This is a genomic window from Kineococcus sp. NBC_00420, assembly GCF_036021035.1.
Taxonomy (GTDB): Bacteria; Actinomycetota; Actinomycetes; order Actinomycetales; family Kineococcaceae; genus Kineococcus.
This window is the reverse complement of sequence record NZ_CP107930.1, coordinates 4,593,039-4,614,517: the sequence shown is the minus strand read 5'-3', so window position 1 is coordinate 4,614,517 and position 21,479 is coordinate 4,593,039. Positions and strand designations below refer to the sequence as shown.

At 73.0% G+C, this 21,479-nt stretch carries 16 protein-coding genes; 6 read left to right on the top strand and 10 right to left on the bottom strand.

Annotation, left to right across the window (positions count from 1 at the left end):
- Positions 1 to 239: 239 nt before the first annotated feature.
- Positions 240 to 1,055 carry an aminotransferase class IV gene (locus tag OG218_RS22595; protein WP_328295469.1) on the top strand — a complete coding sequence of 272 codons (816 nt, stop codon included), beginning with the start codon at positions 240 to 242 and terminating at the stop codon, positions 1,053 to 1,055.
- Between the two features lie 23 nt (positions 1,056 to 1,078).
- The gene (locus OG218_RS22590; RefSeq protein WP_380157251.1) at positions 1,079 to 2,650 is read left to right on the top strand and encodes an alkaline phosphatase D family protein; all 1,572 of its coding nucleotides are present in this window, start codon (positions 1,079 to 1,081) and stop codon (positions 2,648 to 2,650) included.
- Positions 2,651 to 2,682: 32 nt separating this feature from the next.
- On the opposite strand, the gene pabB is transcribed toward OG218_RS22590, so the two are convergent.
- From pabB to OG218_RS22570, 4 genes are all read right to left on the bottom strand, one after another.
- Positions 2,683 to 4,590, bottom strand: a complete 1,908-nt coding sequence (gene pabB / locus OG218_RS22585) for an aminodeoxychorismate synthase component I (RefSeq protein WP_328295467.1) — start codon at positions 4,588 to 4,590, stop codon at positions 2,683 to 2,685.
- Positions 4,591 to 4,787: 197 nt separating this feature from the next.
- Positions 4,788 to 6,662: a S9 family peptidase gene (locus tag OG218_RS22580; protein WP_328295466.1), complete on the bottom strand. Its 1,875-nt coding sequence runs from the start codon at positions 6,660 to 6,662 to the stop codon at positions 4,788 to 4,790.
- A gap of 71 nt (positions 6,663 to 6,733) precedes the next feature.
- Positions 6,734 to 8,518: an N-acetylglutaminylglutamine amidotransferase gene (locus OG218_RS22575; RefSeq protein ID WP_328295465.1), complete on the bottom strand. Its 1,785-nt coding sequence runs from the start codon at positions 8,516 to 8,518 to the stop codon at positions 6,734 to 6,736.
- Positions 8,499 to 11,078, bottom strand: coding sequence for a carboxylate--amine ligase/circularly permuted type 2 ATP-grasp protein (locus OG218_RS22570; protein ID WP_328295464.1), 2,580 nt, complete (start codon positions 11,076 to 11,078; stop codon positions 8,499 to 8,501). The genes OG218_RS22575 and OG218_RS22570 overlap by 20 nt, the downstream gene beginning before the upstream one ends.
- A 134-nt stretch (positions 11,079 to 11,212) precedes the next feature.
- On the opposite strand from OG218_RS22570, the gene OG218_RS22565 reads away from it, so the two are divergent.
- Positions 11,213 to 12,148: a hypothetical protein gene (locus OG218_RS22565; protein ID WP_328295463.1), complete on the top strand. Its 936-nt coding sequence runs from the start codon at positions 11,213 to 11,215 to the stop codon at positions 12,146 to 12,148.
- Positions 12,149 to 12,189: 41 nt separating this feature from the next.
- On the opposite strand, the gene OG218_RS22560 is transcribed toward OG218_RS22565, so the two are convergent.
- From OG218_RS22560 to OG218_RS22545, 4 genes are read right to left on the bottom strand one after another with little or no spacing between them, the layout of a single operon-like run.
- The gene (locus tag OG218_RS22560) at positions 12,190 to 12,345 is read right to left on the bottom strand and encodes a zinc finger domain-containing protein (RefSeq protein WP_328295462.1); all 156 of its coding nucleotides are present in this window, start codon (positions 12,343 to 12,345) and stop codon (positions 12,190 to 12,192) included.
- Positions 12,346 to 12,357: 12 nt separating this feature from the next.
- A complete protein-coding gene (gene ngg / locus OG218_RS22555) occupies positions 12,358 to 14,163 on the bottom strand; it encodes an N-acetylglutaminylglutamine synthetase (protein ID WP_328295461.1) in 1,806 nt (601 codons plus the stop codon).
- 14 nt (positions 14,164 to 14,177) lie between these two features.
- On the bottom strand, positions 14,178 to 15,962 hold the full coding sequence (locus tag OG218_RS22550) for an N-acetylglutaminylglutamine amidotransferase (protein WP_328295460.1): 1,785 nt from the start codon (positions 15,960 to 15,962) through the stop codon (positions 14,178 to 14,180).
- A gap of 22 nt (positions 15,963 to 15,984) precedes the next feature.
- Positions 15,985 to 16,350, bottom strand: coding sequence for a histidine triad nucleotide-binding protein (locus tag OG218_RS22545; RefSeq protein WP_328295459.1), 366 nt, complete (start codon positions 16,348 to 16,350; stop codon positions 15,985 to 15,987).
- Positions 16,351 to 16,549: 199 nt separating this feature from the next.
- Between OG218_RS22545 and OG218_RS22540 the strand changes: the two genes are divergently transcribed.
- Positions 16,550 to 17,068: a SigE family RNA polymerase sigma factor gene (locus tag OG218_RS22540; RefSeq protein WP_328295458.1), complete on the top strand. Its 519-nt coding sequence runs from the start codon at positions 16,550 to 16,552 to the stop codon at positions 17,066 to 17,068.
- Positions 17,065 to 18,216 carry a Gmad2 immunoglobulin-like domain-containing protein gene (locus OG218_RS22535; protein ID WP_328295457.1) on the top strand — a complete coding sequence of 384 codons (1,152 nt, stop codon included), beginning with the start codon at positions 17,065 to 17,067 and terminating at the stop codon, positions 18,214 to 18,216. Before OG218_RS22540 ends, OG218_RS22535 begins: the two co-directional genes overlap by 4 nt.
- A 54-nt stretch (positions 18,217 to 18,270) precedes the next feature.
- Here the strand turns inward: OG218_RS22535 and dnaJ are convergent, their stop codons facing one another.
- Together dnaJ and hrcA are read right to left on the bottom strand one after the other, a co-directional pair.
- Positions 18,271 to 19,392 carry a molecular chaperone DnaJ gene (gene dnaJ / locus OG218_RS22530; RefSeq protein ID WP_328295456.1) on the bottom strand — a complete coding sequence of 374 codons (1,122 nt, stop codon included), beginning with the start codon at positions 19,390 to 19,392 and terminating at the stop codon, positions 18,271 to 18,273.
- 43 nt (positions 19,393 to 19,435) lie between these two features.
- Entirely contained in the window at positions 19,436 to 20,488 is a 1,053-nt protein-coding gene (gene hrcA, locus OG218_RS22525) for a heat-inducible transcriptional repressor HrcA (RefSeq protein ID WP_328295455.1), read from the bottom strand.
- A 111-nt stretch (positions 20,489 to 20,599) separates the two neighbouring features.
- Here hrcA and OG218_RS22520 point away from each other — a divergent pair, with 111 nt between their 5' ends.
- Complete coding sequence (locus OG218_RS22520) at positions 20,600 to 21,466, top strand: DUF3097 domain-containing protein (RefSeq protein ID WP_328295454.1); 867 nt, start codon at positions 20,600 to 20,602, stop codon at positions 21,464 to 21,466.
- Positions 21,467 to 21,479 lie beyond the last annotated feature (13 nt).

Here is a 21,479-nt window from a genome sequence, read left to right as displayed (position 1 = left end):
CGACCTCGGGGAACCCCGCACCGACCCGGGCGAGCACGTCCCCGACCCGGCCCGCCCAGTCCGGGCGGTCGACGGTCAGGACGGTCGAGAGGTCGTCGGCGACCCGCGCCGCCACCTCCTCCTCGACCGCGAGGACGTCGCGCAGGACGGCCCGCAGGACCGCCCCGTCCGCGGGGGACCCGGGTCCGGCCACGTCGCTGCCCACCACACCGGGAACCCTAGGGTGCGACGATGCCCCGGTGAACCCCGTCCGCCCCCGCACCGCGGTCCTGGGCTCCGGGGAGGTCGCGTGGGACGCCGCGGTCGTCCCGGCCGACGACGCGGGACTGCGGGGTGAGGGGTGCTTCGAGACGATCCTGGTCCACGGTGGCCGGCCCGCGCACGTGGTGCGGCTCGAGGAGCACCTGGACCGCTTCGAACGGTCGGCCGCCGCCCTCGACACCCCCTTCGACCGGGCCGGGTGGGCCGCCCTGAGCGCGGCCCTCGTGGAGGAGGTACCGGACGGCGCCGAGGCGGTGCTGCGTCTCTCCCTGTCCCGCAGCGGGTCGGGGTTGGCGACGGTCCGGCCCCTGCCCGCGTCCGTGCTGGCGGGACGCGACGGGGTGCACGTCGTCACCCTGGCCCGGGCGACGGTGACGGTGGCCGACGCGCCGTGGTTGCTCGGCGCGGCGAAGACCTCCTCCTACGCGGTGAACGGGGCCGCGCTGCGCGAGGCGGCCCGCCGCGGCGCCGACGACGCGCTGTTCGTGGACGCGCAGGGATTCCTGCTGGAGGGGCCGACGGCGAACCTCCTCTGGCACGTCGACGGGGCGTGGCACACCCCGGTGCCGGCCGGGCGCGGGGTTCTCCCGGGAACCACCCTGGCCGCGGTCGGACCCGCCCGCGAGGTGCTGCGCCGCCCGGAGGAACTCCTCCGCGCCGACGGGGTGTGGCTGCTCTCGAGCCTGCGGGGCGCGGCGGCGGTCCTCAGCGTCGACGGGACCCCGTTGCCGGGCGACGCCGACCTCACCCGGCGCCTGCAGCAGGTCGCGCTGGAACGCCCACCCCTTCACTGAGAGTTCTCCCGCCCTGCACAGCGATGTCACCTGGACCCGACAGCCTTCGCCGGGTGTCGATCCCTTCCTCCCCCTTCTCACGCCGTTCGCTCCTCGCCGCCGGTGGTACCGGCCTGCTCGTCCCCGGGCTGATGCGTTCCGGGATGCCGAGCATCACCCACGGCGTCCAGTCCGGTGACGTCACCTCGAACACCGCGACGATCTGGACCCGCGCCGACCGCACCGCCCGGATGTTCGTCCAGGTCTCCCCCACGGGTTCCTTCGGCGCGGACTGCCGCACCTACCGCGGACCGCTGCTCACCGCGACGAGCGACTTCACCGGGCGCCTCGACGTCACCGGGCTGCCGTCCGCCGCCGACGTCCCCTACCGGGTGGTCCTCGGCGAACCCGACGCCCACCGCCCGGACGGGGACTCGCTCGAGGGTTTCCTGCGCACCGCCCCCACGACGGGTGACCACCGGCGCATCCGCTTCCTCTGGAGCGGTGACCAGGCCGGTCAGGGCTGGGGCCGCAACCCCGACCTCGGGGGATTCCCCATCTACCGGTCGATGGCCGAACGCGACGCCGACTTCTTCCTGCACTCCGGGGACACCATCTACGCCGACGGCGTCATCTCCGGCGACGTGACCCTCCCGGACGGCCGGGTCTACCGCAACGTCGTCACCGAGGCGAAGTCGCACGTGGCGCAGACCCTCGACGACTTCCGCGGGGCGTTCCGGTACAACCTGGAGGACCAGGCGTACCGGGACTTCTTCGCCAAGGTCCCGCAGGTGAACCAGTGGGACGACCACGAGGTGCACAACAACTGGTTCCCGCACGAGATCCTCGACGACCCCGCATACACCGAGAAGCGCGTGGACGTGCTGTGGGCGCGCGGCGAGCAGGCCTGGCGCGAGTACGTCCCGATCTCGCAGCGCCGGGACGGGAAGGTCTACTCCCAGTTCTCCTTCGGCCCGCTGCTGGACGTGTTCGTCCTCGACATGCGGACCTACCGCGATGCGAACCCGTGGGGTTGGGCCGGGGGCGGGGTCCGTCCCGACGGCGGGATCCTGGGGACGGAGCAGGCGCAGTGGCTGGTGGAGGCGATGGCCGCCTCGACCGCGCGGTGGAAGGTCGTCCAGGCCGACATGCCGATCGGGCTCGTCGTCCCCGACGCCGCGTCGAACGGGATCGAGGCGATCGCGCAGGGCGACCCGGGGGTCCCGCGCGGGCGGGAACAGCAGATCGCCTGGATCCTGCGCGAGCTGAAGAACCGCGGGGTCCGCAACCACGTCTGGCTCACCGCGGACGTGCACTACACCGCCGCCCACCACTACGACCCCTCGCGCGCGGCGTTCACGGAGTTCGACGACTTCTGGGAGTTCGTGTCCGGGCCGCTGCACGCGGGTTCCTTCGGCCCCAGCGAGCTGGACGCGACGTTCGGGCCGGAGGTCGTGTTCCAGTCGGTGCCGCCGCACGCGAACACCTCACCGATGGAGGGTTCGCAGTTCTTCGGTGAGGTCGAGATCGACCCGGACACCGAGGGGCTCACGGTGACCCTGCGGGACATCGCGGGGGCGGCGCTCTGGAGCCGGACGTTGCCGCCCCGGGGTTGAGCGAGTGGAGCGTTCCGCGGCTCGCGCAGGCCTCAGAGCCGCGGAACGCTCCAGTCCGTGTCGGTCGTGAGCGCGCTCAGCGGGGCCCGCAGCTTCAGCAGCACCTCGGCGACCTCGGCGTCCGGGTCGGAGTCGAGCACGATCGCGCCGCCCGCCCCGACCCGCCACTCCCCGCCGACGAGGACGGCGGTGCGGATGACCACGGCGAGGTCGGCCGCCCCGGTGGTGGAGAACCAACCGATCGTCCCGGAGTAGATCCCGCGGGCCCGTTGTTCCAGGGCGTCGATGATCTCCGTCGTCCGGAGCTTCGGGGCACCCGTCATCGAGCCGGGCGGGAAGCAGCTGCGCAGGCAGTCCACCGCCGAGACCTCCGGGCGCAACCGCCCCCGCACGGTGGTGACGAGCTGGTGCACGGTGGGCAGCGTCTCGACGCTCATGAGGTCGGGCACCGTGACGCTGCCAGGGGTGCAGACCCGGCCGAGGTCGTTGCGGAGCAGGTCGACGACCATGAGGTTCTCCGCCCGGGTCTTCGGGTCGGCCTGCAGTGCAGCGGGATCGGTGTCGAGGGCCGCGGTGCCCTTGATGGGCCGGGTCTCGACCGCTCCGGAACTGCCGATGCGCAGGAACCGTTCCGGCGAACTCCCCGCCACCACGACGTCACCGCGGCGCAGGTACGCGGCGTAGGGCGCCGGGTTGGCGCGCCGCAACCGGCGGTAGGCCTCGAACGGGCGACCCTGCGCGGGGACGCGGGCCTGCGTGGTCAGGCAGATCTCGTAGCTCTCCCCCGCCCGCAACTGCCGCTGAGCGGCGAGCACGTTCTGCCGGTACTCCGCGGGCGCGGTGTCCAGGGTCACCGGGAGGTTCTGCGCCGCAACCGGTTCCGGTAGCAGTGGGAGGTCGGCGAGCGTCGCGGCGGTCTCCTCGATCCACCGTGGTTGCGCACCGTCCAGCGACAACGCGACCACCCAGGTCGCGTCCTCGTCGTGGTCGACGGCGACGAAGCGGTCGCAGAAGGTCCAGGAGCAGGCCGGGGTCGCGTCCCGTCGCGCGGTCGGGAACCCGCACTCGTCACGCGCCTCGTACCCCGCCCACCCGACGAAACCCCCGGCGAACTCGAACGGCACCGCCTCCGCGCCGGCCACGGTGCGTTCGCGCAGCGTCGCCGCCAGGGCGTCGAGGGAGTCCACGACGGTCCCGTCCCCGGTCCCCAGGAAGGAGAACCGCCCGGACCCCGCGCCGCGCGCCGCGGAGTCCAGCCAGAACGCGGCGTCGGACCCGGCGAAGAGGTGGGCGAAGGCCCGTTCCGCGTCGACGGCGGGCCCGGTCCGCCGGGCGTGCAGCCGGTAGCGCGGACGCGGCGTCCAGCGTTCGCACCACCGCACGAAGTTCTCGACGATCCGCGCCCCCGTGGTGCTCGCGACCGACTCGGGGTGGAACTGCACCCCGACCAGCGGGCGGGTCCGGTGCCGCAACGCCATGAGGACCCCGTCGGACCCCCAGGCCAGGGCCTCCAGGGTCTCCGGCAGCGGTTCCGCGACCCGGAAGGAGTGGTACCGGGTCGCGGCGAAGCCGTCGGGCAGCCCGGCGAGCACCCCCGTCCCGTCGTGCCGGACCCGGTCGACGAAACCGTGCCGCGGCTGCGGAGCGAGGTCGACCACGGCCCCCTCGGCGAGGGCGATCCCCTGCATCCCCAGGCACACCCCCAGGACGGGGACCTGCGCGCGGGCGAGCACGTCGGCCGCGAGCCCGAAGTCCCGCGCGTTGCCCGGGTGCCCCGGACCGGGCGAGACGACGATCCCCGCGAACCCCTCGAGGTCCAGCTCGCCGGGCGCGACGTCGTCGTCGCTCACCACGACCGGGTCGGTCCCGGTGGCGACCGCCAGCAGCTGGACCAGGTTGTGGGTGTAGGAGTCGTGGTTGTCCACGACGAGCCAGCGCACCGGCGAAGGGTGTCACACCACCCCCGCCCGCGGGGACCCGCGGCGACGCGCCCGGGAACCCGGTCGTCCGGTCCGGGGCGACCGTGCGGCCGACCCCGGCGCACCAGGAACTGCGCGGTCCCCGCGAGCGGGAGCCGGTCAGGTCCGTCGCGCCGCTGGGCGTCTCGTCCGCTCGCGCACTCGTCCCGGCGATGCCCTCAGGTGACCGGTCGCAGGTGCGCGGCGAGGAAGCCGACCGCACTGCGTGTCAGCGTCCGCCGCGACTCCGCGCGGCGGTAGTCGTGCCCCTCGCCGGCGAGCTCGAGGTAGTCCACCTGCCGGTCCAGTCCGCGCAGGGCGGCCACGATCTGGCGCGCCTCGCCGATCGGGACGTTGGTGTCCAGTTCCCCGTGCACGACGAGCAGGGGCACGTCGATGGCGTCGGCGCGACGCAGCGGGGAGAGCTCCTCCAGCAGGACCCGGTCGTGTTCGGGGTGGCCGTACTTGCTGACCGCCGCCGCCCCGATCCAGGGTTCGGTGTCGCGGTAGAACGTCGTCAGGTCGCTCATCCCGCAGATGTCGATGCCGGCGGCGAACACCCCCGGCGAGAAGGCCAACGAGGCGAGGGTGAGGTACCCGCCGTAGGAACGACCCGTGACGGCGATCCGGTCCGCGTCGGCGAACCCCCTGGCCACCAGGTGCTCGGCCGTCGCGAGGACGTCGGCGAAGGCGTCGTGGCGCTTCTCGACGTCGTCGGCGTGCACGAACTCTCGACCGAAACCCGAGGAACCCCGCACGTTGGGAGCGAACACCGTGATGCCGGCGGCGACGAGGGTCTGGACCATCGCGTTGAAGGTGGGACGTTCCTGCGCCTCCGGACCACCGTGCAGGCTCAGGGCCGCCGCCCCGGACGGGTTCGGGGCCTCGTACAGCCAGCCGGTCAGCGTCAGCCCGTCGTGCGCCGCGTAGGTCTCCAACGTGGGCACGACGAGGTCGCGGACGGGGAGTTCCGGTGAGTGCGTGATCCTCGTCCACTCCCCCGTCGCGGTGTCCAGGTGCCAGAGTTCGCGCGGGCGCGAGGGCCCTTCGACGCCGAGGACGACGCTGCGCCCGTCCCGGGAGAGGACCGGGTCGGTCGCGACCAGACCCGGCAGGCCGTGCAGCCGGGTCCGTTCCCGCGTCGTGGTGTCGAAGAGTTCCAGCTCGCTGGCCCCGGCGACGTTCCACACCAGCAGCAGCAGCGTCCCCGCGTCGTCGCCGTCGACGAACTCGAGTTCCGCGTCGTCGCGGGCGGCGAGCGTCTGCGCCTCCCCGCGGTAGCCGTTGGGCCCGAAGGGCATCCCGATCAGCTGGCGCCGCGGCAACCCCACGTCGGAGGCGAGGTAGACGTAGACCGGACCGGTGTCACCGGCGGGGGCCGGACGCAGCAGGGCCACGTCGGTGGAGCCGGTGGCCCCGTGCGGGAGCAACGGCTGGTGATCGTCGATGAGCCGGTCGACGACCACGCAGAACTGCTGGCCGCGTTCACCGTCGACGACGACGAGGAAGCGTTCCTCCTGCGAGACGTCGAGGACGTGGACGAGGTCACCCTCGGCCAGCGGGTCCAGCCGGCCGGTCGCCGGGTCGCCGAGGTAGCAGCGCGAGGGTCTGCCCCCGACGGGCGGGAACGTCACCACGACCCGGTGGCCGCTGCGGGTCCAGGGGCCGAGCTCGGCGTGCTCGTGGGCGTCCCCCGCGATCCGGCGGGCGTCGCTGCCGTCGGGGCGCACCACCCACACCTCGGTCCGCACGCCCCCACCGACGGCCACCGAGCACGCGAGCCAGCGACTGTCGGCGGCCCACGACACCGACACGACGGGGTCGGGTGAGAGGCGGACGTGACGCGCCGCGGGCATCTCCCCGTCCAGGACGACGTCCTGGATCCACAGCTGCGGGATCCCGGAACGGTCGGAGACGAACGCCACCTGGCGGGCGTCGGGGGTCATCGTGGGTCGCCAGCTGCCCCAGGCGGCGACGAGTTCGTCGCCCAGCGCGAGGGCGTCCTCCAGCGGGGAGGCGGACGGCGGATCCTGCTCGAGGGTTCGGTGCTCCACACCCCCATGCTGCACCCACGGCCCCCGGCGCGGGGGAACGGGAGGCGCACCGGGACCCCGAGCCGATCCGCTCACCCCACGTCGTGGTGCTGCAACCACATCTCCAGCAACGCCAGCTGCCACAGCACGTTGGACCCCAGCGGGGTGCGGTCGACGTTGGGGTCGGCGAGCAACCGGTCGACGACCTCGGGCCGGAACAACCCGCGCCGCTTCGCCGCGGGGTCGGTGAGGGCGTCGCGGACCCGCTGGAGGTAGGGGCCCTCGAGCTGACGGATCGCCGGGACCGGGAAGTACCCCTTCGTGCGGTCGATGACGGCGTCGGGGACCAACCCGCGCGCGGCCCGCTTGAGGACCCCCTTCCCGCCGTCGGCGAGTTTCAGTTCCGGGGGGATCCGGCCGGCGAACTCGACGAGTTCGTGGTCCAGGAACGGGACGCGCGCCTCGAGGCCGTGCGCCATCGTCATGTTGTCGACGCGCTTCACCGGGTCGTCGACGAGCATGACGGTCGTGTCGTTGCGCAGCGCCGCGTCGAGCGAGGTCTCCGCGCCCGGACGGCCGAACGCCTCGGTGATGAAGTTCCCCGGGGTGTCCGAGCCCGGCAGCCACTCCGGGGCCAGCACGTCGGCGAGGCCGGCGTAGCGACGGTCGAAGAACACCTGTGCGTAGGCCTCGACGGCGTCGGCCCGGGGAACCCCCGCCAGGGGTGGGTACCAGCTGTACCCGCCGAGCACCTCGTCGGCGCCCTGGCCGGACTGGACGACCTTGACCGACTTCGAGACCTCCTGCGACAGCAGCAGGAAGGCCACGCAGTCGTGGCTGACCATGGGTTCGCTCATGGCGTCCACGGCCGCGTCGATCCCCGGCAGCAGCCGGGAGGAGTCGACGTGGATGCGGTGGTGGTCGGTCCCGAACTCCTTCGCGACCAGCGAGGAGTACTCGTACTCGTCGCCCGACTCCCCGCCGGCGGAGTCGAACCCGATGCTGAACGTCGCCAGGTCGCGCTGACCCGCCGCGTCGAGCAGGGCCACGACGAGGCTGGAGTCGAGACCACCCGAGAGGAGGACCCCGACGGGGACGTCGGCGACCATCCGGCGTTCCACCGCGACGCGCAGCTTCTCCAGCAGGCCCTGTTCCCAGTCCCGTGCGCTCCAGCCGGCGAACTCCTGCGAGCGGGTGAACTCCGGCTCCCAGTAGGTCGTGTCGGTGGACCTGCCGTCGCGCTCGACCACGCGGACGGTCGCGGGCGGGAGCTTGCGCACCCCCGCCAGGATCGTGCGGGGGGCGGGGACGACGGAGTGGAAGGTCAGGTACTGGGCGAGCGCCTCGCGGTCGATGCTGGTGTCGACACCGCCACCGGCGAGCAGGGCCTGGACGGTGGAGGCGAACCGGACCCGGTCGGCCCGGGTGTCGACGTAGAGGGGTTTGATCCCGAGCCGGTCGCGGGCCAGCACCAACCGGCCGCTCTCGTGTTCCACCAGGGCGATCGCGAACATCCCGAGCAGGTGCTCGACGAAACGGGTTCCCCACTGCGCGTAGGCCTTCTCGACGACCTCGGTGTCGGAGGTGGAGAAGAACCGGTGCCCGGCGGCCTGCAGCTCGGCCCGCAGTTCCCGGTAGTTGTAGATGCAGCCGTTGAAGACCACGGTGATGGCCGTGGCGTTGTCGACCATCGGCTGCGCACCCGCGGGCGAGAGGTCGATGATGGAGAGCCGTCGGTGGCCCAGCGCGACGGGACCCCGGGCCCAGATCCCGTCCCCGTCCGGTCCCCGGTGCACCAGGCAACCGGTCATCCGGGCCAGCGCCGCGACGTCGGCGCTCGCCCCGTCGAACCTGACCTCACCGGCGAGTCCGCACACGGGTCTCCCCCTCCTGGTCGTCGTCGCCGCGCAGGATCCAGGTGTCCTTGGCGCCGCCGCCGCGCGAGGAGTTCACGACGAGGCTGCCCTCGGGCGCGACCCGGGTGAGCGCCACGTCCGCGAGGTGGCACTCCTCCTCGCCCGTCCCCGTGACGTAGACGAACGCCCGCAGGTCCACGCGTCGCGGTTGCAGCGTCGCGCTCTCCGCGTTCCAGCTCGGCACCGAGGACAACTGCACGACCTCCTGCGCGACCCAGTTCGGCGGTTCCGCAGCGATCTCCTGGCGTCGGGCCGCGACCTCCGCCGCGCTCGCGTAGGGCCCGATCAGCACGCCCTCCCCGCCGTAGCCGTCGACGGGTTTCGTCACGAGTTCCCCCACGCGTTCCAGCACGGCCCGACGTTCGACCTCGTCGCTGAGGCGGTAGGTGGGCACCGACTCCAGCAGCGGGCGTTCCTCGAGGTAGTAGTTGATGAACTCCGGCACCGAGCGGTACATCGCCTTGTCGTCGGCGATGCCGTTGCCCGGCGCGTTGGCCAGCACGACCCCGCCCGCGACGGCGACGTCGAAGACCTCCTGGCCGATCCGGCGCCCGGCGTGGTCGCAGAGGTCCAGCAGTTCCCCGTCGAGGCGGAGGTAGACGGCCCCGACGAGGTCCCCCGTCCCCCGGTGCACGACGCGGCCGCGCTGCACGTCGAGGTCGTCGGCGCCGACCAGCAGCAACCCGGCCCCGTCGGCGAGCTTGCGGTGCTCGAACCAGGCGGCGCTGGCCGGGCCGCTCGAGAGCAGCACCGGGCGCATCCCGGGACGCGAGCGCGACAGCAACGTCGAGCGCAGGCGTTCGAAGGCGGTGGCCGGGTCCAGCATCGCCGGTGGCCGCGGCATGTCGGGCACGACCGCGTCCACCAGCGCCCGGGCCGCGATCCCGTAGGCGACGCCGCTGGGGTTGCGGACGTTGTCCTCCAGGACCCGCCAGCCGCCGTACTCGTTGCGGATGAGGTCGAAACCCATGACGGGCGCGCGCACCACGTCGTCGGGCAACCGCGTCGCCTGCGACTCCCACCCCGGGGCACCGACGACGGCGTCGCGGGTCAGGACCCCGTCGTGCAGGATCCGCTGGGCGCCGTAGACGTCGCGCAGGAAGCACTCGATCGCCCGGGCCCGCTGCACGAGACCGCGCCGCACCTGCTGCCACTCGTGGGGCAGGATCACGCGCGGCACGAGGTCGACGTGGAAGGGCTTCTCCACGAGGCCCTCCGGACCGCTCACCACGTAGGCGAGGTGGCGCTCACGCGCCCAGGCGTCCCGTTCGGCCTCGGCCGCGGCGACACCGGCCGGGCCCAGGGTGCGGACGTGCTCGATGACCTCGCGGTAGGCGGGGCGCGGCTGGGCGCTGACGCCCACGGCCTCGTCCCCGGCGCGGGTGCGGTAGCGCCGCAGGGCGGCCGTCGCCGGGGCCTCCCCCGCGGCCGATCCGTGCGTCTCCTCCACGACGAGACGCACGACGTCGTCCAGTTCGCCCCGTTCGACGAACGCCGCGCGCTGGCGGTCGGCGGAGTTCCCGCGGGCGAGCGTCGCCTCGGTGAGCTCCGCCACCTCGTCCCAGTCGCCCAGTTCCTCCAGCTGCGGACGCAGCCGCCCCAGCAGCGTGCGGACGGCTTCCGGGGCCGGCAGCGGACGCGGGTGGTCGTTGCCGTCGAGGAGGTCGCCGGAGAGACCACCGCGGGCGGCCTGCCAGATCCCGGCCCGGTAGAGCGGCGACGGGGCCTGCGGCCGCGGGCGCCCGGCCTCGATGTCCAGCTCGGCGGCGCGCACGCTGGCGCGGAACAACCCGGCGATGAGCACGGCGTCGTCGACGAGCGGGCAGGCGTCGCAGACGCGGAGTTCCAGGGTGGGCGCGTGCGAGCTGGGCCGGACGTCGAAGTAGGCCATCTTGCGGTCGGCGATGACTCCCGAGGCGATGAGGTCGTCGAGGAGTTCGTCGTACTCCGCGGCCGACTCCAGGGCACCGGTGGTCCCGGCGCTGGGCCAGCGTTGCCAGATCGTGGTGCGGATGCTCGCGTAGCCGGTGTTCTGGCCGTTCCAGAACGGCGAGCTGGCCGAGAGGGCCAGCAGGACGGGGAGGGTCGGGGCGATCCGCTGCATGATCTCGACGGCCAGGTCCCGGTCGGCGATCCCGACGTGGATCTGGGTGCCGCAGATGAGCTGCTCGTCCACCAGGAGTCGGTACTGCTCCTGCATGCGCCCGTAGCGTCCGGTCGCGGTGAGCTCGAAGTCGGTGAACGTCGAACGAGGTGCCGTGCCGACGGCGGCGACCCCGAGCCCGTCGCGACTGGCGGCCTCGACCAGCCCCTTGCGCAACCGCAGGAGTTCCTCGCGCAGTTCCGTCAGGGTCGACACCACGTCGGTGTTGGTCTCCACCGTGGTGCGTTGCAGTTCGGCGGAGTAGGAGGCGCTGTCCAGCCGGGACAGCACCTGGGGAGCGCGCGCCGACAGTTGCCAGCTCTCCAGGTCGATCAGGTGGAGTTCCTCTTCCGCCCCGAGAGTCATCTCCGCGCCCATTCCCACAAGCTAGACCCCATCGCGGTTCGTGCCGCCGGAGACGGGCCGCGAAACAAGACCTTTACGTGGAGACCGTCATTTGTGACACTCAGTAGTCAGTCGATCGCTGAGGGCAGTCATGCCACGATGTCACCGTGGACTTCCCCACCCTGCTCGACGAGCTCTACGCGGTGCCGCCCGGCGAGTTCACCGCGACCCGGGACCGCTGGGCCCGTGAGGCCCGCGACGACGGGGACCGCGAACTGGCCGGTCGGATCGCCGGCCTGAAGAAGCCCCCCGTCCCCGCGTGGGCCGTGAACCTGCTCGTCCGCGAACGCCGCGACGAGGTCGAGCAGCTGCTGGAGCTCGGGGCCGCGATGCGGGAGGCGACGGCCTCGCTCGCCGGGCCGGAACTGCGTGAGCTCGGGGTGCAGCAGCACCAGGTCCTGGACGCGATGCGCGTCCAGGCCGGGCGACTCACCCTCGCCGCCGGCGTGCGTCTCAGCCTCGACGTGGGCGAGAAGGTCGTCGCCACCCTCCGCGCCGGCATGAGCGACCCCGCGGCCGCGGACGCCGTCCGCTCCGGGACGCTGGTCCGCCCGCTGGAGGCGACGGGTTTCGGCGAGGTCGACCTCGACGGGGCGAGCGCCGCGGACTCCCCCGTCCGCCCGGCCCCCGCGGCGAAGAAGACCCACGCCCGCCGCTCGGTGCCGAAGGACGAGCTGAAGGCGCGGCGGGAGGAGAGGGCGGCCCAGGAGGCGGAACGCGAGCGGGCCGAGGCCGAACGTCGCGAACGCGAGCGGCGCGAGCTCGAGGAGGCCGTCGACGCGGCCCGCGAGGAGCTGGCGGAGGCCCGCGACGACGCCGGCACCGCCGCGGCGGAACTCGGCTCGGCCCGGCGTCGCAGCGAGGACCTCGCCCGTCGGCAGGAGGACCTGCAGGCCAAGCTCGCCGCGGTCACCGAGCAGCTCGAGGCCGCCACCGGCACCCTGCGCTCGGCCGAACGCGGTGCCCACGGCGCCGACGAGCGCGTCACCCGCGCCCAGCGCGAACTCACTCACCTCGAGGCCCGCCTCCCCGCCGATCCCTGATCCTGCGGGGACTCCCGGCCAGATCACGGGTAGGGGATGGGTCAGGACTGGTCGGTGGGACAGACCCAGGCGGTGCGGCCCGCCAGGGTCCGGCTCCGGACGGGCGTCCCGCACCGGCGACAGGTCTCGCGCTCGCCGGTCGGGTCGGGCAGGTCGAGCGCCCGAGCGCTGGAGGCCGACCCGACCGCTCTGCGCACCGCGGCCGGACCCTAGTACCGCTGAGCGGATCCGGTGAACCCTCGGGTTTCCGGGAACAGCAGGTCCAGGAACCTCTGCGCCGTCGGGCGCGGGGCGTGGTTGGCGAGCCCCGGACGTTCGTTGGCCTCGATGACGACGTGGTCGGGCCCGGAGACGTCGGGAACGAGGAGGTCGATACCCGTCACCGGGATCCCGATCGCCCGGCTCGCCGACATCGCGGCCTCGACCAGGTCGGGGTGCAGGTCGTCGGTGACGTCGTCGATGGTCCCCCCGGTGTGCAGGTTCGCGGTGCGCCGCACCTCCAACCGCTCACCTCGGGGCAGGACGTCGTCCATCGCGTACCCGGCGTCGGCCACGACGTTCTCGGTGGTCTCGTCCAGGGGGATGCTCGACTCGCCGTGGGTGGCGGCCTCACGACGGCGACCCTGCCTCGCCACGAGCGTGCGGATGTCGTCGGTCCCGTTGCCCCTGACGGCAGCGGGCCGACGGATCGCCGCAGCGACGACCGCGTGGTCGATGACGACGATGCGCAGGTCCTGCCCGCGGACGAGTTCCTCCACGAGGACGTCCGGGCAGTGCGACGCGGCCTCGGCGACGGCACGGCGCAGTTCCTCGCCACCCGCGACACCGACGGTGATGCCCTTGCCCTGCTCACCCCGGGCGGGTTTCACCACGACCGGGCCGGTGGCGACGACGAGTTCCTCGCAGGCGGCCAGCCCCTCATCGTCCTGCAACGGGTCCGCGCCGAGTTCGACGGCCCGGGGGACCCGGACCCCACGGGCGGCGAGGAGTCGACGGGTGACCCGCTTGTCGTCGCAGCGCGACATCGCGACGGCGCTGGTGAGTTCGGAGAGGGATTCCCGGGTCAGCAGCGACCGGCCCGCGCAGGTCAGCCGCATCTCCCCGCTCGGGCCGTCGGTCACCTCGACCCGTACCCCGCGACGCAACGCCTCGTCGGCGATGATCCGCGCGTAGGGGTTCAGGCCCGACAATCCCTCGGGCTGCGGCGAGAACAGCGGCCGGTTGATCGGGTTCTTGCGCTTCACCACCACCGGCGGGGCGGGCCGGAAACCCAGTCTGCGGTAGAGGGCGATGGCCCCCTCGTTGTCGTGGATGACCGAGAGGTCCAGCACCGCCCGGCCCCGCGCCACGTAACGCTCGGCCAGCACCCGGACCAGCGCCTCCCCCACCCCGCGCGGCGCGGCCTGCGGATCGGCGGCCAGGCACCAGAGGCTGGTACCCCCGTCGGGATCACCGAACGCCAGGACGTGGTCGACCCCGGTGACGGTCCCGACGATCTCGTGGGTCCGGGTGTCCTCGGCCACGAGGTAGGTGAACGTGCGGGTCCGGTGATTGGCCCACATGACGTCCGCGTCGGAGGTCACCATCCCGCAGGTCGCGTAGATCCGGTTGACCTCTTCGAGTTCCGCGCGGTCGCGGACCATCCGGACGAACACGTCCGGGTTCCGGTCCCGCGGGGCGCGGTAGCGGTTCAGCGGTAGCCGGAACGTGATCGAGGGGTCCAGGAACAGTTCGTGGGGCGCGAGACCGACCAGCACCTGGGGGTCCCGCACGTACATCGCGATGTCGCGTTCACCGTTCTCCTCGGCGCGCAGGGCGTCGACCACGTCGCGCTGGTCGACGAACGTCTGCCCGAACACCAACCGACCCCAGCCCATGTCCAGGACGACGTCGGCGGCCATCGCGGCGGTGAACCACCTGGGCGGCCGCTGCCAGTTCCGGCTGGAGATGGCCGGCACGTCCAGCGAGCGGTGCCGCAACCCGGCCACCGCGGAACGTCGTCTCGTCGTGGTCATCACTCGTCCCCCGATCAGGCGATACCGTGCTGCTGCAACCACATCTCGAGCAGACCGAGCTGCCAGAGCTTGTTCCCCCGCAGCGGGGTGAGTTCGGAGTTCGGGTCGCCGAGCAGCCCGTCGACGTAGCCGGAGCGGAACAGCGCCCGGTCCCGGGCGGCCCGGCTGGTGAGCGCGTCCTTCACCAGCCCGAGCACCTCGCCCTCGAGGTGGGTGATCGCCGGGACGGGGAAGTACCCCTTCGGCCGGTCGATGACCTCGCGCGGGATCACCCGGTACCCGACCTTCTTGAGGATCCCCTTGCCGCCGCCGGCGAGTTGCAGTTCCGGCGGGATCGCGGCGGCGAGTTCGACGAGTTCGTGGTCGAGGAAAGGGACGCGCGCCTCCAGGCCCCACGCCATCGTGGTGTTGTCGACGCGCTTCACCGGGTCGTCGACCAGCATGACCTCGGTGTCCAGGCGCAGCGCGGCGTCGACGGCCGTGTCCGCCCCGGGCCGGGCGAAGTGCTGTTCCAGGAACTCGCGCGACACGTCGGTGGAGGTGAGCCACTGCGGGTTCAGGACCCGCGCCACCCCGGCGTGGTCGCGGTCGAAGAACGCCGTCGCGTAGGCGTCGACCCCCTGGGCCGGGGTGAGTCCGGACAGCGGTGGGTACCAGTGGTAGCCGCCGAACACCTCGTCGGCCCCCTGACCGGACTGCACGACCTTGGTGGTCTGCGAGACCTGCTGCGAGAGCAGGTCGAAGGCGACGACGTCGTGGCTCACCATGGGTTCGCTCATGGCGTCGACCGCGTGCCCGAGCGCCCCGACGAGTTCGGCGCCGGACACCCGGATGCGGTGGTGGTTCGTCGCGAACCGCTGCGCGATCGCGTCGGAGTACTCGAACTCGTCCCCGTCGCGACCGCCCACGGACTCGAAGCCGATGGAGTAGGTGGCGAGGTCGGTCTGGCCCTGTTCGGCGAGCAGCGCGGTGATGAGGCTGGAGTCGAGACCGCCGGAGAGCAGGACGCCGACGGGGACGTCGGCGACGGTCCGCCGCGCCACCGCGGTGCGCAACGACGCGAGGACCGCGTCCTCCCAGTCCTGCTCGGAGAAGGAGGCGTACTCCTCGCGTCGCACGTGGTCGGGGGCCCAGTACCGGTGCTCCCGACTCCGACCGTCGGCCTCGATCACCCGGACGGTGGCCGGCGGGAGCTTCCGCACACCCTGCAGGACGGTGTGCGGCGCGGGGACGACGGCGTGCCAGGAGAGGTAGTGGTGCAGGGCGACGGGGTCGATCGTGGTGTCCACGTCACCGGCCGCGAGCAGCGCCGGCAACGAGGAGGCGAACCGCAGCCGCCCCGGGGTCTCGGCCAGGTAGAGCGGTTTGACGCCGAGCCGGTCGCGCAGGAGGACGACCCGGCCGGAGTCGCGTTCGTGGACGACGACGGCGAACATCCCGACGAGGTGGTCGACGACGTCGACGCCCCAGCGGTGGTACCCCTTGACGATGACCTCGGTGTCCGAGGTCGAGGTGAAGCGGTACCCGTACCCGATGAGTTCCTCGCGCAGCTGCGGGTAGTTGTAGATGCAGCCGTTGAAGACGGCGGCGAGACCGAGGTCGGGATCCTGCATCGGCTGGGCGCCGCAGGCAGAGAGGTCGATGATCGAGAGCCGGCGGTGCCCGAAGGCGACCCGCCCCTGGGCCCAGACGCCTTCACCGTCCGGGCCACGGGCCGCCATGGCCTGCGACATCCGCTGGACGGCCGCGACGTCCGCCGCCCGCCCGTCGAACCTGACTTCACCGCAGAGACCGCACATGACCGTCCATCCAACCCTCGGATCAGCCGGGGGGCCAGGTGAAGTCGCGGCCGCCGAGGACGTGGCCGTGCACGTGGAAGACCGACTGCCCCACCGCCGTCCCCGTGTTGAAGACCAGCCGGTACTCCCCGCCGCAGCGCTCGTCGGCGATCTGCTGGGCCACCGCCACGAGGCGGGCGAGGGTCTGCGGGGCCGCCGCGGCGAGCTCCGCGACGTTCTCGAAGCGCTCCCGCGGGATCACCAGGACGTGGACGGGAGCCTGCGGGGCAACGTCCTCGAAGGCGACGACGAGGTCGTCGGAGTGGACGATCGTCGCCGGGACCTCCCCCGCCACGATCTTGAGGAACAGGTCGTCGGGGGCGCGCTGCACGCGGGAGACCTCGGCCATGCCCCGCACGTTACCGGGCCGTCTCCGTGGGGGATCGTTGCCTCCCCGGTCCCACCAGACGTCACCGGGGAGGCAACGATCCCACCCGGCGGACGCGGCGTGCCCCCGACGAGTCCGCAAAAGATCTCCGGTTGGATGTCAACCGTGACCCTGCGTGACTCGTCTGTGCACTGTGATGGTGACGAAGGAGCGGGTGGTCGTGGTTGACGACCCGCGCTCGTGGACGGCCGACGAGGCGGTCAGTGCGCTCTACGCGGCGCACTGGCGGCGCTTCGTCGGGCTCGCGGCGTCCCTGATGGGCGAGACCGCGAGCGCCGAGGAGGTCGTCGCGGAGGCGTTCGTGACGTTGCACGGGCGCTGGAACCGGCTCGCGGACAAGGGGTCGGCGGTCGCCTACCTGCGCACGAGCGTCGTGAACGGGGCCCGTGACGTCGTGCGGCACCGGGTCGTCACCGACCGCAAGCGTCCCCTGCCGGACCCGGAGCCGGCGGGTCCGGAGGAGCAGGCCGTGCGGGCCGCGGAGCACCGGATGGTGCTCGGCGCGCTGGACGGGTTGCCGACCCGGCAACGGGAGGTCCTGGTGCTGCGGTACCAGGGCGAGATGTCCGAGGAGGACATCGCGGCCGCGCTCGGCATCAGCCGGGGCGCGGTCAAGACCCACGCGCACCGCGGGTTGTCCGCGTTGCGCACGGCCATGTCGAGCGAGGAGCAGCAGTGAACGAGGAGACCCCGCTGGGTCCGCTGCCGGATCCCGCCGGCCACGACGAACTCAGCCCCACCGCCAGGCAGCTGCAGGACGCCCTCGCCGCCCGTGCGGCCGGGGTGCAGCCGACCGACCGTCTCGAGGAGATCCACATGACCAGCCGAGCCAACCGTCGTCGTTCCCGCACCCGTGGCGGGCTGGTGGCGGCGGGGGTCGCGGCCGTCGTCGTCGTCGGTGGCGGCGCCTTCGCGCTGACCCAGCGCGGGGACGACAACGTGACGACGGTGGCCAGCACGGCGTCCTCGTCGACCTCGCCGTCCTCGTCGACCCCCTCCACCTCGTCGAGCACGCCGGCGGCGGACTCGACCCCGATGTCCTCGCAGCCCACCGGCTCGGGGGGCACCTCGGCGGCCACGTCGCTCACCTCGGCCCCGGCGACCTCCACGGCGGGCGGGACGGGGGGCACGCTGCCCACCGGTGCGACGTCGGTGCCGGTGTACTGGCTGGGCGGGCAGCCGGCGAAGCTGTACCGCGAGTACGTGAAGGCCGGGTCGGGCGCGAACGACGCGACGAACGCGTTGCGCGCCATGCTGTCCGGCTCCCCCACCGACCCGGACTACTCGAGCCCCTGGTCGAAGGACGCGACCGCGACGGTGAGCGAGTCGGGCGGCAAGCTCGTGGTGGACGTGGCGGCCTCCGCGGCGTCGGGCTCCACCGGTGACGCGACCCTGGCGTTGCAGCAGCTCGTCTACACGGTCACGGCGGCGGCGGGTGACGACCAGCCGGTCGAGCTGCGGGTCGGCGGCAAGGCGGGGCAGTCGGTGTTCGGGACGAGCGTCCCGGCGTCGCTGTCGCGGGCGCCGCAGGCCGACGTGCAGGCCCCGGCGTGGATCACCTCGGTGTCCCCGAGCGCCGGTTCGGTCACGGTGAAGGGGGTCGGGACAGGTTTCGAGGGGACGCTGCTCTACACGCTGACGAACGCCGCGGGCGCGGAGGTCGCTCGGGACTCCGTGCAGGCCGGCGCGAACGGCACCTTCGCGGAGTTCTCGTTCACGGCGGCGGTGCCGGCGGGGACCTACACCCTGTCGGTGTTCGCCCCCGACGAGTCCGACGGCGAGGGCTCGGGCCCCGTCGGCGACACGAAGACCGTCACCATCCCCTGACCCTCCTCCCGTTCCGTGATCTTGCTGGGTCTCCCAGCAAGATCACGGTGCGGGTCAGCGACCGGAGAAGCGGCCGCGCAGCTTGGAGAAGACGCCCTGGTGGGCGGGGCCGAGCTTGCCGGCCGGCCGGACCTCGCCACGCAGTTCGGCCAGGCGGCGGATCAGCTCCTCCTGCTCGTCGTCGAGGTCGCGGGGCGTCGTGACCTCCAGGGTGACGAGCAGGTCGCCGCGGCCCTGGGACCGCAGGTGCTCGGCGCCCTTCTGCCTGAGGGTGACGACCTCGCCGCCCTGGGTGCCGGGGCGGACCTCGACCTCCTCGTCACCGTCGAGGGTCTCCAGCGGGATGCTCGCGCCGAGCGCGGCCGCGGTCATCGGCACGTGCAGGGTGCAGAGGAGGTCGTCGCCGTTGCGGGTGAAGACCGGGTGCGGGCGTTCGTGGATCTCGACGTAGAGGTCACCGGGGGGACCGCCGGCGGTGCCGACCTCGCCCTGCGAGGCGAGCTGGATGCGGGTGCCCGTGTCGACGCCACCGGGGATGCGGATGGTCAGCGGGCGGCGGGCGCGGATGCGGCCCTCACCGGAGCACTCCAGGCACGGCGAGGGCAGCACGGTGCCGAAGCCGCGACAGGTGGGGCAGGGCGCGCTGGTCATGACCTGGCCGAGCAGCGAGCGGACGACGCGCTGCACCGAGCCCTGGCCGTGGCAGATGTCGCAGGTCTGGGGGCTGGTCCCCGGCTGGCAGCAGGAGCCCTGGCACGTGGTGCACAGCACGGCGGTGTCGACCTGGATGGAGCGTTCGCCGCCGAACGCCGCCTCGGCGAGGTCGACGTCGACGCGGATGAGCGCGTCCTGGCCGCGTTGGGTGCGGCTGGCGGGAGCTCCCGCCCGACCGCCCCCGCCGCCCTGGCCGAAGAACGCGTCCATGATGTCGGAGAAGCCGAACCCCTGGCCGAAGCCGGCTCCGCCGCCGCCGGGCATGGACCCGCCGCGGTCGTAGGAGGCGCGCTTGTCGGGGTTGGAGAGCGTCTCGTAGGCCTGCGAGACCTCCTTGAACTGCTCCCCCGCGTCGGGGTTCACGTCCGGGTGGAGCTTGCGCGCGAGCTTGCGGTAGGCGCGCTTGATCTCCTCCGCCGAGGCGTCGCGGGAGACGCCGAGGACGTCGTAGTAGTCGCTCACGAGGTCGTGGTTCTCCTGTCGGTCTTCATCACGGGGCCGAGCTTCACTGGGACAGGATGCGTGAGACGTAGCGTGACACCGCACGCACCGCTGCCATCGTCGTCGGGTAGTCCATGCGGGTCGGCCCGAGCACGCCGAGGCGGGCGACGACGGTGTCCGGGCCCGTGCCGTAACCACTGCCGTAGCCGCTGGTCACGACGGAGGTGCCGTCGAGACCGAGGTGCAGGTTCTCGGCGCCGATCCGCACGGTGAGACCGCCGCGGTCGGCGTCCTCGGTCAGCTCCTGGACGAGGCGCAGGAGGACGACGTGCTCCTCGAGGGCCTCCAGGACGCTGCCGAGGGAGGTGCTGAGGTCGGCGCCGGACTTCACGAGGTTCGCGGTCCCGGCGATGACGACGCGTTCCTCCAGCCCCGCGGTGAGGCAGTCGCCCAGGGCGACGGCGACCTCCGCGGCGACGGCGAGGTCGCCGGGCGGGGTCTGCTGGACGAGGTCGGTGAGGTCGTCGCGGGCGTCGCGCAGCCGTTTGCCGACGACCCCGGCGTTGACGCGAGTGCGCAGGGCGGCGAGCTGGAGGCCGAGGGACTCCGGGTCGGCGGCGGAGCGGACGTCGAGGACGCGCTGCTCGACGCGACCGGAGTCGGTGATGAGCACCAGCAGCGCGCTGCGCCCGCCGACGGGGACGAGCTCGACGTGGCGGACGGCGGCGCGCGAGAGCGAGGGGTACTGCACGACGGCGGCCTGGCGGGTGATCTGCGCCAGCAGCCGGACGGTGCGGTCGACGATGTCGTCGACGTCGTCGGCCCCTTCGAGGAAGGTCTGGATCGCCCGCTTCTCGGCCGGCGTCATGGGTTTCACGTTGGCGAGGCGGTCGACGAAGAGGCGGTAGCCCTTGTCCGTGGGGATGCGTCCGGCGCTGGTGTGGGGCTGGGTGATGTACCCCTCCTCCTCCAGCACGGCCATGTCGTTGCGGATGGTGGCCGGGGAGACGCCGAGCTGGTGACGCTCGACGAGCATCTTGGAGCCGACGGGTTCGTGGCTGGACACGTAGTCCTCGACGATGGCGCGGAGCACCGCGAGCCTGCGGTCGTCGCTCATCCCGTCCCCTCTCCCCACTGGCACTCGTGTCGTTCGAGTGCCAAGTCTAGGCCGTCACCGCACGGCCGCGCCTCCCCCGTCAGCCACACGCGTCTGGTTAGCGTTCCGCGCGTGACCCGTTACGAAGACCGGTACGGCGGCGACGTGCTGTCCTCCGACCCGCACGCCCGCACGAACCCGAAGCCCACGCACCGCGACGAACCCGCCGTGCACGGCCTGGTCGTGGAGGACGTGGAGACCGGCTGGGTCGGGGCCGTCGTCCGGGTGGAGAAGAGCGGTGGTGTCCACGTCGTCGTCCTCGAGGACGGTCGCGGGCGCACCCGGACCTTCCCGCTGGGCCCGGGGTTCTGGGTCGAGGGGCAGCCCGTGCGCCTCGTCGCCCCGAAGGCCGCGGCCCCCGTGCGGGACACCCGCACGGCCAGCGGTTCGGTGGCCGTGGCCGGGGTGGGCGCGCGGACGGCGCGCGCCTCGCGGATCCTCGTCGAGGGCCGGCACGACGCCGAGCTGGTCGAGAAGGTGTGGGGCGACGACCTGCGGATCGAGGGGGTCGTCGTCGAGATGCTCGACGGGGTCGACGACCTCGACGCCGCGATCCGCTCCTTCGCCCCGCAGCGCGGTCGGCGGATCGGGGTCCTGGTCGACCACCTGGTGCCGGGGTCGAAGGAGTCCCGGATCGTGGCGCAGGTGTCGAAGAGCCCGCACGTGCTGGTGCTGGGTCACCCCTTCATCGACGTCTGGCAGTCGGTGCGCCCGGAACGCCTGGGGTGGCAGCGGTGGCCGACGATCCCGCGCGGGCAGGACTGGAAGCACGGGATCCTCGCCGAGCTCGGCTGGCCGCACGCCACCCAGGCCGACGTCGCGCACGGCTGGAAGCGGATCCTCGGCACCGTCCGCAGCTTCGCCGACCTGGAGCCCGCGCTGCTCGGGCGGGTGGAGGAACTGGTGGACTTCGTGACGGCCGACCTGGACGACCGCTGAACGACGCGCCAGG

Excerpts from the sequence above, each read along its gene's own strand:
- hrcA (WP_328295455.1), bottom strand. The coding sequence starts at position 20,488 with ATGAGCGACGACCGCAGGCTCGCGGTGCTCCGCGCCATCGTCGAGGAC.
- ngg (WP_328295461.1), bottom strand. The coding sequence starts at position 14,163 with ATGACCACGACGAGACGACGTTCCGCGGTGGCCGGGTTGCGGCACCGC.
- OG218_RS22545 (WP_328295459.1), bottom strand. The coding sequence starts at position 16,350 with ATGGCCGAGGTCTCCCGCGTGCAGCGCGCCCCCGACGACCTGTTCCTC.
- OG218_RS22590 (WP_380157251.1), top strand. The coding sequence starts at position 1,079 with ATGTCACCTGGACCCGACAGCCTTCGCCGGGTGTCGATCCCTTCCTCC.
- OG218_RS22550 (WP_328295460.1), bottom strand. The coding sequence starts at position 15,962 with ATGTGCGGTCTCTGCGGTGAAGTCAGGTTCGACGGGCGGGCGGCGGAC.
- OG218_RS22570 (WP_328295464.1), bottom strand. The coding sequence starts at position 11,078 with ATGGGCGCGGAGATGACTCTCGGGGCGGAAGAGGAACTCCACCTGATC.